The organism is Methylomonas sp. LL1, from assembly GCF_015711015.1.
Taxonomy (GTDB): Bacteria; Pseudomonadota; Gammaproteobacteria; order Methylococcales; family Methylomonadaceae; genus Methylomonas.
In genome coordinates, this window is record NZ_CP064653.1 from 645,309 (window position 1) to 658,263 (window position 12,955).

7 protein-coding genes are annotated in these 12,955 nt (G+C 47.0%); 4 read left to right on the plus strand and 3 right to left on the minus strand.

The window, feature by feature from the left end:
* The first annotated feature begins 3 nt into the window (after positions 1-3).
* From IVG45_RS03495 to IVG45_RS03505, 3 genes are all read left to right on the plus strand, one after another.
* A complete protein-coding gene (locus IVG45_RS03495; protein WP_230874737.1) occupies positions 4-879 on the plus strand; it encodes a DUF4007 family protein in 876 nt (291 codons plus the stop codon).
* Between the two features lie 16 nt (positions 880-895).
* Entirely contained in the window at positions 896-5,386 is a 4,491-nt protein-coding gene (locus IVG45_RS03500; RefSeq protein ID WP_196436510.1) for a hypothetical protein, read from the plus strand.
* Positions 5,387-5,529: 143 nt separating this feature from the next.
* Positions 5,530-5,958: a hypothetical protein gene (locus IVG45_RS03505; RefSeq protein ID WP_196436511.1), complete on the plus strand. Its 429-nt coding sequence runs from the start codon at positions 5,530-5,532 to the stop codon at positions 5,956-5,958.
* Positions 5,959-5,978: 20 nt separating this feature from the next.
* Here IVG45_RS03505 and IVG45_RS03510 read toward each other — a convergent pair whose 3' ends face one another.
* Positions 5,979-8,531 carry a DNA phosphorothioation-associated putative methyltransferase gene (locus tag IVG45_RS03510; RefSeq protein ID WP_196436512.1) on the minus strand — a complete coding sequence of 851 codons (2,553 nt, stop codon included), beginning with the start codon at positions 8,529-8,531 and terminating at the stop codon, positions 5,979-5,981.
* Positions 8,532-8,552: 21 nt separating this feature from the next.
* A complete protein-coding gene (locus tag IVG45_RS03515) occupies positions 8,553-9,794 on the minus strand; it encodes a cysteine desulfurase family protein (RefSeq protein ID WP_196436513.1) in 1,242 nt (413 codons plus the stop codon).
* Positions 9,795-9,888: 94 nt separating this feature from the next.
* Here IVG45_RS03515 and IVG45_RS03520 point away from each other — a divergent pair, with 94 nt between their 5' ends.
* On the plus strand, positions 9,889-10,161 hold the full coding sequence (locus IVG45_RS03520; RefSeq protein WP_196436514.1) for an HU family DNA-binding protein: 273 nt from the start codon (positions 9,889-9,891) through the stop codon (positions 10,159-10,161).
* Between the two features lie 12 nt (positions 10,162-10,173).
* On the opposite strand, the gene traN is transcribed toward IVG45_RS03520, so the two are convergent.
* Positions 10,174-12,951: a conjugal transfer mating pair stabilization protein TraN gene (gene traN / locus IVG45_RS03525; RefSeq protein ID WP_196436515.1), complete on the minus strand. Its 2,778-nt coding sequence runs from the start codon at positions 12,949-12,951 to the stop codon at positions 10,174-10,176.
* Positions 12,952-12,955: the final 4 nt, after the last annotated feature.

The window sequence follows — 12,955 nt, forward strand, 5'->3', positions numbered from 1 at the left end:
TGAATGGAGCTCAATAAAACAGATGTCTTTGGTTTACCGCTTAATTTTCCGCAAACTTTTTTGCCAGAGCGACGCTTGTTAGCACAATTATTAACTTTTGCGCAAAAAGGAGGCTCTGGGGACAAGGTTTCCATTGGGGCTGAGACAGGCATTCCAACAGGGAAAAGCACAGGAAAGGTTGAACCGATGATTTACTACGCACGTGGCATGGGATTGATCACGGTCAACAAGACATCAAGCCATTGGCAGCTTGGCTTGACGTCGCTAGGGAGCATCGTATTGCAGGAAGACCCTTTCCTTAGCGAACCCCAGACTCTATGGTTGCTGCATTTAATGCTATCTCGCAGATTTACTTTGTCTTCTCCCGCATCGGGTGTTGCGGATGCTTGGTTTGCTTTATTTGCGGAAGGTGGGTTTCGGCTTGGCTCCCGTTTTACTCAGGCCAGTTTTCTCAATTTTTTAATTGATCGGCATGGCGAAAAAAGTTATTTGAAGTCTCTTGCCGGAGTCGTCATTCGAAGCTATCTTGAAGACAGTTGTTTGGGGCATATTGATGTTTTGCAGTCAACCGAGGATGAATTTTTTATCAGGCAATCTGCGCCGTTAGAAACGTCTTTTTTCCCTTTCTATGCGACTTTTCTTTATTTGGTTTGGGATGAATTGTTTATTTCTGAAAACCAAATCTCCTTAGATCATTTTTCTCAGGAAACTCGTTGTTTTTCAGTGATGGCCTGGGATGATGCAATGGTTGCGCGTTGGTTAGATTGGATGGCCGACAAAGGTATTATCCAAGTAGATCGATATACCGGCACGCCTATGTTACTCCGCTTACAAGAAACGAATCAGGTGGTTAGTAATAGTTATAGCGAACTGATTTGAACAAGGATAAGGAATAATGGTTAAGAAAATTGGAGAAGTGATTAGTTTTCATAAGGAAAACTTTTTTGAAGGTGCTGTTCAATTACGTTGGATTGAAGACCGTCCTTCGCAAGCGCAAAGTGCTGCTGAAGCCTTTGTTTTTCATGGACCGAGATACCACGGTGCTGGTGACGCGGAAAGTGAAGGTATTGTAGGTGGTTATCCTCTTACGGACAGCGCTAGTTTTGTTAGTGACCTACTTGAATCATTACATGTCGGTTTACGTGGAGAAGACGTTAATCCATATTGGTTGGTAGTTGCAGGATATGGTTCTGGTAAATCGCATTTAGCATTAACCTGTGCAACGCTTTTAGCCAACCCGCAAAGTAGTTTATCTAATAAAATTGTTGAGCATATTTCGCAAGCTGATGAAAGTATAGGCCAGATTGTACAGAATGATTTAGCTCAGTTAGAGAAGCCTGTATTAGTTTTAACACTCGATGGCATGGCAGGGTTTCACCTTGGGAATGCGCTAAGCCAAGCCGTATTGACTCAACTTAGTCGCTACGGTGTCGATTCTGGTGCTATTCGAGCTTTATCACCAAGATTCCAATCTGCAGAACAATTTGTCGAGCGAAATTTTGCTTTTCGAAGTGAAAGTTTCGCAAAACTCTTACCTGGTAAAAGCCAGGAAGAGATATGTGCCCGTTTACGCGAGAATGATGAGGCTGTTTATAGCGAAGTCGATGCGATCTATACAGAAGCAAATGGGGCTCCTATACCGGTAGTTGGACAAGAGTCAGCTCAAGAATTAATTAACACGCTGAGTGAAATCTATTGTGGTCCTGATGGCGCTTTCTCAGGCGTAGTTATTCTATTTGATGAATTCGGCCGTTATTTGGAATATGTAGCCGAGAAACCTTTGTTGGCGGGTGATGCGGCCTTGCAGCAAATTTTCCAAGGTGTTCAGGATAACAGCAGCAAAATTCGTTTTATCGGATTTATACAATACGAATTAAAAGCCTATTTAAAGCGATTCGGTAGTGCCGATCTAAGGCAATTGCAGCGTTATATCACTCGTTTCGACTCAGCACAGAAATGGTATTTATCTACAAATCTGGAAACGATTTTTGCTCATATGATTGGCAAAGATCAAACCGCATTATCTCAGGTTTGGATGGATACAGGAGCTGATCGCTTATGTCATGAGACATGGCAAAAAATGAGTAATGCTTTGCCGGAATATAGCCAATTTCCAGTTTGGAGTGATTCAGAGCGTTTTAATCAAGTCATCGCTCAAGGCTGTTGGCCATTGCATCCGTTAGCGACGTGGTTTTTGACTAGACAACGGGATGTAGTGCAATCTCGTTCGGCTATGACGTTTATTAACGAGATGATCGAACGTGTTGCATCGGAGGATGCGTCAAGTGAGGGACGATTACGACAGATCAGTGCTGCAGAATTGATTTTGAGTAGCGTGCTACCTGAAATGATCGCGGCAGAGCATCAAACGGGTAGTACTGTCGCAGAAACTTTACAGTTGCTGTTAGAAAAATTCTCTTCGCACCTAAGTGTTCATCAGCGCCAAGTGTTAGCAGGCGTAGCTGTGCTCGAAAAGATGCGTATTGGTAAACAAAGCCAAGAGAATATGGATCTTTTGTTGTGTGAAGCGACTGCTCTTACGTTAGGGAGAGTGTCGGAGGCTTTAAAAACTTTAAGTCAAGATCTAGGTGCTATCGAATGGAATCGTGATCTAGGGCAATATGAGTTGATCGCTGACGCCTCTACTCGTGGTCAGTTTCAACAATGGTTACGAAAACAACAAGGCTACCTTTCAGCTGATGCCATTCGCGATTTGTTTGTAAGACGTGGGGCCGCCGACGCTGAATTAGGCGATATAGCCACTGATTTCGCATTACAGCATGATATTTCAACGCAAGATTGGCATTTTGAGGCTCAATTTGCTCATAGCCATATTCTAGAAAAAGTTCTTTCTCGCGTATTTCAAGAATGGGAGCAAGCGATTTTACCTTCCGATGCAAAAGGTAAGGTCGTATATGTTTACATCCATGTCAATGAAGATATTTCTGAGATCGAAAGTCAAATTGAAAGCATTTTTTCTGCGGAGCTTAAACGGATCGACTATCAAGTTGCTCCAATCTGGGTAATAGGTTTGTCAGATAATGATGGAAGTTTGGGGGAGCATATTGGACGTCTTCATCTCTTTGATGAACGGATGACAGCTGAAGAACGCGAGCGTTTTCGACGTTTCGTGCCAGAAGAAACTGGGCGCAGTCGTCTAGCTCTTAAAGATTGTGCTCAAGAAGCCATAAAAAAACGTTTATTCTGGATTGCAGGTTTTCAAGATATTCCTGCTGGGCGCTTGAAGCAGATCGGAAACGAGATTTTTAGCACAGTTTATCCTCAGGTACCGCCTTTCCCATTTGACGGATTTGCAACTTCAGCTGGTGGAGGGGCTGCTGACTGCGCACAATTGATTCGGAATCTGGTTGCGCATCAAGTAGACGGAATTTGGTTACAGGCTCAGCCAAAGCGCTTGCAAAATCGTGTGAGTTCTCTGTTGGTTCACAGTTGGAAAGCATTTCATACAAATGGCAAATTGACATCTCCTATTGAACCGGGACTTAAAGCGATTTTTGCATTATTGGAGAAAAACCACCAAGAATATCCAAAACGTACACTTTGGGACTCGTTTAAACAGCTTATAGCTCCGCCGTATGGTATGAATGCGGCCTCGGCTGGTTTGCTTCTAGGATTGGTAATAGGAGGAATCACTCCGCCACGCCGAATAGAACGTAACGGGGAAATGATTGCTTCAAGTGATTGGATTAATGAGGCGTTCCCGGCTCAAAAGGGTAAGCATTTTCTCGAGAAAACGTTGCTTGAAAAAAGTACTTTGAGATTTTTGTCTGAGGATTCCGAAAGTAGATGGCGTAGTTTACTGAATCGTTGGGAATTAGCTCAAAGTTACCAGGATATTGTCGATATAGCGCAAGAAGCAGCTCAAACCAAGAAAATAGACCCTTTACCCGAGTCTTTAGAGGGAACTTATTTATATCTGAATGACCGTGCTCTTGAAATACGCCTGTTGCTTAATGAGACAAAAGATAAACTCGAAAAGTGGGAGTTGCGGGTAGAAAAAGCAGAAAAAAATGATTCTGTTGGAGAGCTGTTAAATATTGGCTCAAGGGTATTTAAAGAGCGCAAAGTCATGGTAGATCAAGGATGTTGGCCAGAAGGACTAATACGCAGTTGTGATGTATTGTTGGCTCAGATCCAACCAATGTTATCCGGTCTGCTGAATGACTGGATTCCAAGGCAAAGCTGCCATTCGACAATGCAAGTTAGTGATTTCAGACATCAGATGGAAAGAGCTGTTGAGAGCCTTGATCTACTTGGTTTTAAACAGCCGGCGAAAATTCTTCTACAGCAGGTTCAGCATAGTATCGCTCAGGTCGAAGCTAGACAAAGATTTGCTTTGACCCTTGATGAAAGTGGGGATTATCCCCGTCAACCAGAGCCCACGGAATCGGCCACTGTACGTGATTTAAGGGATGCCATTAGCAAAGGTGATGAGCTTGTTAAAGGGTTACAAATCACCCATTCGGTTCTGAGTAACGATGAAATAAAGGCTCGCGTCAAAGCAATCGAAAATCGTCAAAATCGCCTACGCAAAATGCTGAAGCAGCAGACAAACGCTCTGGGAGATTTATTTTCATCACCGCTTGAAAGTGAAGAGGATTTACGCAGAACTTTAGTTAAAGCAAATCGGTTGAGAGATATTTTTGTCGGCACTTCAGATGAAAATGAAATCTCCGATATGGTTACAGTGTTAGAACGGATTCTGAACAACCTGGCTGCGTGGGGAGAGAGTAACGCTCTAAACCCGGAAAGATTAGGAGAACTGTTAAATCAACAGGGACAACGGCAGCTCGAAGAGTTAAGTAGTTTGTTAGATGACAATGAAATCGAACCAGCATGGGATTTACAGGCAGTATATAACTCTTTAGTAACTGAACGAATTAATAGGGCTAGAAAACGCTCGTCAGACTGGTTGTCGTCAAGAATGCAGTTGGTAGAGGAACTAAATTTGTTAGATCTTGTTCAATGTGCCAATTTAGAAAAAGAACTTATAGAGGCTCCCGGATATTTATCTAATGAAGACCAAAGTAAAGTTGATAATTATTTGGTAGCAGTGAGGAAACGTTGCGCTGATCTAGCAGAAACACTTAGATTGTCAAAGTTTGAGGCTTGGCGAAAACAATTTCAATCATTGGAAAAAATCGATAATCTTACGAAGTACGACACAGAGCAGCTACTAAAGGCTTTAAATAATCCCCCTGTTGAATTAACTAAAGAAGAAAAGGAGTCGCTTCAATCAATTGAAGCACAATTAACTACTCATATAGATCAAATTAGTATGGATGAAATACTAGGCAGAATCGAAAAGTGGCCTTTGACAATGCAAAGACAATTGATTCAAATACTTTCTGATCGACTGACTTAGTAAGTGTCCATTATTTACTTGCCGAAATTTTGCCTAGATTACCCAGTGAAATCGGGAAATAGTTTCTGGATACTCACTTAGCATTTTTCAACTTGCTGTATTGCTTTTTTTTTCGACTTAACGAAGGATGAAGATGCTTAGTCATGAACAAAAAACTTGATTTAAACAGATCGCATCTGCTCAAAGCATTAAAGTCAATTAGACCTGTTGTGATTGATCTGACAGGGACATTAGACATGGGAATGGAATGTACAATCGCTACAAAAGATGGAGTCGTTTATCCCGTTCCAGGAATGTTTTTGTTTTGTGGCGGAGATTGGCCTATAAAGAAGCTATCACCACCTGATGCAGGTTACGTGAAGGCAAGGAGTATCTTTTCTCTTGGTACAAGTGAAAACGAAGAAGATATGTTGCTTTTCACGGACGTAGAAGAAATGGAAGAGGCCTTCATTAATATGTTTGCGTTAGATGTTCGTTGGGAAGAAATGAGTGATAGTGATTTAATGGACTGGCAAGAGGCAATCTCTGCAAAAGGTATGGATCTAGTATCAATGTCTGCCGAAGATGAATAAATCGACTGAAAACAGAGAGGCTACACATTTTTTGCAACCTGCCGTTTTCGCGGAACCTGCCGTTTTCGCGGAACCTGCCGCCCTGAGTCAGTTATGACTAAATCCACATATTCTCTTTTTTGTTCGGGGCCGAAGCTGACATGGATGGGGCGATTGTCGCCATAAAAGTACAGCCGGTCATAAGGCGTATTTTCGCTAATCCAATCGGCGACTTCTCGCATGTTTTCATCGTCGACAATGAAATCAACCGCAGCGCCAAGCCTCGGGCAAATGTGATTTTTTTGGGTGTTCACTTCATGCGCGGCATGTTGATCGAGTTTAGGCGCCACGCGTTTTTTAATGTGCTTACTCAATTCATGCGAACAAAAACCGTAAGTTAGTCTGATCATGCCAAAATAATCGATCACGGGGTCGATTATATTGACCGCCAGATCGTATAGCGCATTATAGCTATGGGCTTGTTTGGGGAGATTGGATATACCCGTTGCTTGTTGAGTTTCTCCGCATTCGATCAGTTGCCGATAAGTCAGATTGCTTCCACACTGCTCATCGAGTTCTGGTATTGAACGACTACGAATCAGGTCAAAACCATCAATTTCCCAGCGAGCGCGGGCTAAAGTTTGCCGAAACTCTTCTGGTTTTGGTCCATAACCGCTCAAGTCAAATAGGTTTAATGCTTGTAATTGCTCATCAAAATTGAGCTGCTCGGCGAAGTGCGGAAATTCCTCGTTGATATAGCGGGATTTTAAATACAGATTAGTGGGTTCAAAAGCGTCGCCGTACTCGTATAGATCGAACGTTTGCTCTCGCAGATTGATTTTGACCCGCTCCAGCAAGCGCGGGATGGCTTGATTCTCAAAGTCGTCATAGCGCATCAGGCTTAATTTGCCGGATTGGATATGAATTTTGATTAAATCCGTTTGTTCGATATCGCCATACAAAAGCGTGGCGCAGCCAATGTATATCCGCAGCAAAGCCGGCAATTCCTGAACCATGCGGGTGTGCAGATGGAGAGCCTCGCCTTCATCCAGAAATCCTAGACCTTGTTCTGTCGCGTGTTGGCAGGCTTCGGCAATGAGCTCGGCATGGCTGATTTTGAATAAAATCGATCTGGCTGTCTCGATGGCATTTTGATAATCGCCAAAAAAGGCCTTGATGTCTTTTTGCAGCCCTGCTTCCAACTGTTTGTACGGCTTGCGCTTGGAAAAGGCCTGTAGTGCGAAATAGGTGATTAAGTCTTCGATTTTGCTTTGTCGGGCTTGTTCGAATACCGCTGCTTCGTTGTTGTCCAGCGTAAAGCGTATGGCTTTGCTGATGCTGCCAAAGGCTTCGGTGAGTTCGATCAGCGAATCGATTTCCGATTTGTCGGGTAACCGCCCTAGTTCCAGAATTTTCTGCCAAAGTGGATCGATAAGGTGTTTGTAAGCCAGATATTTCTTCTCGTTTCGAGACAGTTTTGGCTCAGCGGGTGAAATGGGCCGATGCGATAAGCGTAAAACGTTGCGTTGGCTGCGTTGCCTGCCGAGCAGAAAGCGTTGTTCGGCATCTGGATTTTTAAACACAAAAAAGATGCCGGGAGCGACAGGAATCGCGTCCGTCTCTAATGTCTCGGTTAAAAATTCCTTGAGCTCGCTTTGGGTATAGTATTTTTGGAAGGTATTGCGTTGAGTCACGACGCCATCGTTAAACGCTTGGCCTTTTAGTGCGTTTTGATTGAATAACATGGCGGAAACCACTAGCACTTGGTTAGCCAGGTTATAAGCGCCAAGCAATGCTTCCAGTCTCTCATGATAGTTTTCGATGACATTGATCACAAAGCCCAAATTAACAATGTCGGCGGCTTGCTTTGGTTGATCCGGCGCGTAATGCGGGTCCCAGCCGGACACGGTAAGATCGTTTGCCGAAAGATTGCGAATGTCGTCGCCTTTGCCGCAACCGTAATCGAATACAGTTAACGAGCCATCTAAAAAACCGTGACGCGCCAGGCATTGCATCGGCGCGGATAAATTGCTGCGGGAAAGCGCCGTGAGATGCCGGGAAATGCTTGTGCTTTCTAGAAATTCAAAGGTTAGGCTATCGCTGGATTCATCGTTGCCAATCGGCACAAATTGGTAATCGATGATTTGAAAGCCCTTGTCGCGGATTAACGCGTTCCAGGCTTGTTTGAAGCCAATCCTGATGGTATCGTCGAATAAACCCAGTTGTTCGGCAGTCTCGGTTAATTGAGTAAATTGCTGATAGTTCGGCGCATCGCCGCTGAGTAATAACTCCTTGCGATGCAAGATAGGCGGATTTAACGAGGTTTGATAACTGCGTTTTTCGACTCTTTGCGTTGTCAGATCAATCCGAAAACTCGTCTCTAGGGCAGGGAATGGCTCTTCGAAGAAATTCGGATACCATAGCAACGACAGCATTTCGGATTTGCCGTCATACTTGATGACGTTGTAATCAAGGCTTGGTTTTAAATGGGCTAAAACCTCGGCGGCTTTGACAGTCTGTTGTACTTCGGAATCTTGACAGACCGTCAGGCTGTAATGCCAATAAACATTATTGAGAACTTTTTTGCCGAGCATGAGGTTAAGCCATAGTGCCATTTATTCTAATGCCAATTCCCTTAAACGCGTGACTTCCTCACCAATGCGTTGTCCGGCCCAGGTAATTTCATCGACGGTGGTGTAGCGACCAAAACTGATGCGCACCGCTCCATAAAGTCTATCCCCTTCAATGCCCATGGATCGTAAAACGTGCGATGCTTCGACGGCGCCGCTGTTGCAAGCCGACCCGGACGCGATAGCCACTTCGTCTCTCAGTGCAATAATTAAAGATTCAGAGCTGACCTGTTCAAAACTGACATTGATGATATTAGGCAACTTTTGTTCTTGGTCACCGTTGAAATAGACATCGCCTAGCTTGCTTAGTTGTTCGGTCAATGCCCGTGCTAAGGCAGTTGCGTGCTTATCATCCGCATCCCGAGTGTTGTTGATCAGTTCAAATGCTGTTGCCATGCCGGCAATTTGGTGGGTCGGCAAGGTACCTGGCCTTAAGCCGTGTTCTTGGCCACCGCCATGGAACAAGGGGATGAGATTAAGCTTTTTTCGATTTCGGACATACAGGCCGCCAATACCTTTAGGGCCGTAAAATTTATGCCCAGAAAGCGAAAGTAAATCGATCGGCGATTCGGATAAATCGATGGACAGTTTGCCGGCGCTTTGAGCCGCGTCGACATGAAAAAAAACATCTTTTTGTTCAAGGGCTTTTGCAAGCTGATGAATGTCGTTAATGACTCCTGTTTCATTATTGACATGCATGAGCGAAACCAGAATGGTCTTGCTGGTGATGGCTGACAAAACTTGGTCAACGCTGATTTTGCCTTTCATATCGGGTCGCAGATAAGTGACACCAAAACCTATCGATTCAAGATACTTGCAGGTATCTAATACGGCCTTGTGTTCGCTTGCCGAAGTAATGATATGTTGACCTTTATTTCGATAACCGAGCGCGATACCTTTGATGGCTAGGTTGTTGGATTCTGTTGCACCGGATGTGAATATCAAATCGCTGGGCTTACCCTTTAGACAAGTCGCTATTTTTGTTCTGGCGTTTTCTACCCGCTCATGGGCGCGTTCACCAAAATTATGTTGCAAAGATGCGGGATTTGCGAAGTTGTCGCCTAAGGTAAGGCTGCCGCAGAGCGCTTTAACCGCCTCTGGCGCCATTGGGGTGGTCGCTGCGTAGTCTAGATAAATTCGGTTCGCCAAAATGATTGATGGGTTGTTGTTAGGAATAAGCCAATCATATATCCCTTCGCTTGGAATATGAAGTGATGCATACTTCATATTGGTAGCTTGCTTCTTAAAGAGCATGTACTCAGTTGTTACAAAAATGAACTAACCTTACACGAGTTTTTTTCTAGCTTAAATCAACACTAATATGAACAAATCCGAACTCATCGACGCCATCGCCAACCACGCTAACCTGACCAAAGCCGACGCCGGCCGGGCCTTGGAAGGGATTACCCAATCTATCCAAGCCGCATTAAAAGCAGGCGATTCCGTGGCGTTAGTTGGCTTCGGTACGTTTGAAGTGAAAGAGCGTGCAGAGCGCACTGGTCGGAATCCGCAAACCGGCCAAGCGATTACGATTGCCGCTGCCAAATTGCCATCCTTCAAAGCCGGAAAAGGCTTGAAAGAAGCGGTTCAGTAAGGTTTAGGCCGCTCATTGCGGCCCCATGCCCCAGCCTTCCAGTTCCGACTGCCGTTTGACCGTAGGGACGTCCAGGTCGGTCATCCGGCCTTGGGTGCGGCTCAAGGTGTCTTGTCGGCCGCTGGAGGCTGCGCCGTATTTCTGCGGATTGAGTCGGCTACCGGTACCGGTGAGTTGATCCAGATTCAACATGGACGCTGCATTGGCGGCGGTTGGCAAATGCCCGGTCTTTGCCAGAATCGCCAACCACTCGTCGAGATTGACTTGGGTCCAGTCCACGCGATCCAGGTCCGCGACTTTGATGCCGGTACAACTCGGAGTTTCCGGTGTCCCAAAATCCATGCCCAGTTGCGGTTTGATTTGTTCGTTGAGGATGCGCGCTAGCGGCGAGTTGTAGCAGCAGTAACTCTCCTTGCGCACCCAACACACGCCAGCTACCTTGCTTTCGCAATAGGTGCCGAGGTCCGTGCAGACTTTCAACTGTTTCTTGGCGGCGAGTTCATACTCCGGTTCCTCGCAGGAGTAGACGATCTGGATGATCATGATGATGATCATGACCACGGTATAAGCCGTCATCAAGGTACTGAGCAGTTCGCCGGCGACCGCGGCACCACCACCCAACTCAACGCCGCCCGATTGTGCAGCCGGGGTCAAGTTGCCCGCCGAGTCGAAGGCCGCCTGGCCACCGGCGCTGAACAAGGCATTGCCGGCGGCTTCGCCAAAGGTCTGGCCGATCCATTCCGCCACGGACTTCATCAATTCGCCTTTCAGCGAGTCCAGTAAACCCTGCGAGGCAATATCGTTGGTACTGAGCATGTCGGTGCCGACCAAGTCATTCACCGTCGAGGCAAAATCCGCCTGAAAACTGTTCCAGGCATCGCCGGCCAGCGTGAACGGGGTACGCATGGTTTCCCAGGCGCCACGCACGATGGACGTACTATCCATGGCCATGACGGCGCTATCCATCTGACTGGTCGCCAACAGTAAATCGATATAGCGTCCCAATCCCATGGCGCCCTCGGGTGTTTCGCAGCAATCGACCAGACTCAACGCGCCGCCGACCATCTTGCAACTGGCCGGCTTGCCTTGGAATACCTCACAGGTGGTCGGATCCTTTTGCTGCAGATCGGCATTAGCGTAATCGCAATGTAAATCCATCGCCATTTGCTGAGCGCTGTTGAGTAACGCAACCGCCTTACTGAAATCCTGGCTCTGGGTGCGATTCACTGTAATGCAATCTTCGCCCATGCAGCGAATCGGCCCGGCACATTGCTGTTGGGTATGGCTTTGGATCGCGGGAACGCCCACCGTTTGCCCGCAGTCGTAGGTATCGACGCTGTCCCAGCAAGTGCCGGAGGCCAATACACTGGTACATTGGCTTTTGATGAACGAGCAGCCTTGGCTTTCCAACGACGCGCAGGTTTTGTTGGGTATCCCGTTCGCCGGCGGCTCCAAACAGTGGGTGCCGGCGGTATCGGTCCAGCATTGGCCGTACTGATTCAGATCGCAGTTCCCAGCAGCCTGGATACTCATACAGGTATTGCGAATCCCTGACGAACTGGCCACCGGGGCTTGGGCCAAATCTGAGCCGCAGACCATGACTTGCGAGGTGGGATCGACGTAACAGCCCGAGGCATTGGTGGGATCGTTCGAGCAACTCAATTGGCTGCCAGCCTGGCAAATGCCATCGGTAATTGCGTTGGCCAAGTTTTGGCAATTCGGCCCGCTCCAGCTCCATTCGTCCTGGGTGATCAGTTTCGACAGGTCATAACGCAAGCGAATCCGCGAATAACCTTCGCCGCGTCCGGAAACGCGAGTTTCTTCTTTGAACACCTTGATGCCGCTACTGTTGAAGGCATACAACACATCCGTGTTGGGGTATTCGTTCCAACTGGTGTAAAGCTCACAATCCCCGTACCAGCCACTCGACCCGGTATAGATCAGCTGGTTATCGTAATAGACCCGAGTGTGGTCATCATATTTGACGTACTCCAGGGTGGCGCTGGTGATGGCTTCCGGATGCAAGACCTCGTATTTGACCTGCCAGGTAAACAAGCCACAATCCGATTCCCAATAATCATCACCGACCCGGCCGACATACAAATCCATGCAGCCTGGTCCGCAACTGGAAAAACCGCCGTCGCCACTGACGAAGCGGATCAAGGGCTCGACATTGACTTGGCGAGTTGCAGTGCAGCTTTGCGGTACCGTCGGTTGCCTGAGACAGAGCTGATAATCCGGCACCCGAACCGATTGCTGGGTTTCGGTTTGGGTCGTGGTGGTCGTGCAGTCGGAGAACGATTGTGCCCAAGGCGTGAAGTCGCTGAACACCTGATCGCCGTTTTGCCAGAGTGGGTCAGCCTGTAAGTCCGGGTGCGACTGGTGGGCATTGTCGATCAGGGTGCGGTAGGCTTCGCCGGTAAAGCTGGTTTCGCCGTTCAAGGCGGTCTGTGCGTCCAACCCGGCTGCGATCGTTCCAGGGTTGTTACCATAAAGATCGGCAAAGTCTTGGGTCGTAGTCGTGGCGCTATGGGTATCCGGAAACAGCGTGCCGATCGAAATGGTACTTTCCTGAGCCGTTCCCGGATTCAAGGTCAGCGTGCCGGTGCCGGTATCGAGCGGAAACGCAAAACCGTCGATGACTTGTTTGCCCAGTTGTTGGCCATCACGCCCGGTAGCCTGAATGGCATCGGCCCAGGACACACCAAACGGCGTCCAGGCCAGCGTAACGCATAGTATTGCAGTCAGGCTTTGTGTGGCGAATGCTTGGGGATTAAAGAATTGTTTCATCGCC

Excerpts from the sequence above, each read along its gene's own strand:
- IVG45_RS03500 (WP_196436510.1), top strand. The coding sequence starts at position 896 with ATGGTTAAGAAAATTGGAGAAGTGATTAGTTTTCATAAGGAAAACTTT.
- IVG45_RS03515 (WP_196436513.1), bottom strand. The coding sequence starts at position 9,794 with ATGAAGTATGCATCACTTCATATTCCAAGCGAAGGGATATATGATTGG.
- IVG45_RS03505 (WP_196436511.1), top strand. The coding sequence starts at position 5,530 with ATGAACAAAAAACTTGATTTAAACAGATCGCATCTGCTCAAAGCATTA.
- IVG45_RS03520 (WP_196436514.1), top strand. The coding sequence starts at position 9,889 with ATGAACAAATCCGAACTCATCGACGCCATCGCCAACCACGCTAACCTG.
- traN (WP_196436515.1), bottom strand. The coding sequence starts at position 12,951 with ATGAAACAATTCTTTAATCCCCAAGCATTCGCCACACAAAGCCTGACT.
- IVG45_RS03510 (WP_196436512.1), bottom strand. The coding sequence starts at position 8,531 with ATGCTCGGCAAAAAAGTTCTCAATAATGTTTATTGGCATTACAGCCTG.
- IVG45_RS03495 (WP_230874737.1), top strand. The coding sequence starts at position 4 with ATGGAGCTCAATAAAACAGATGTCTTTGGTTTACCGCTTAATTTTCCG.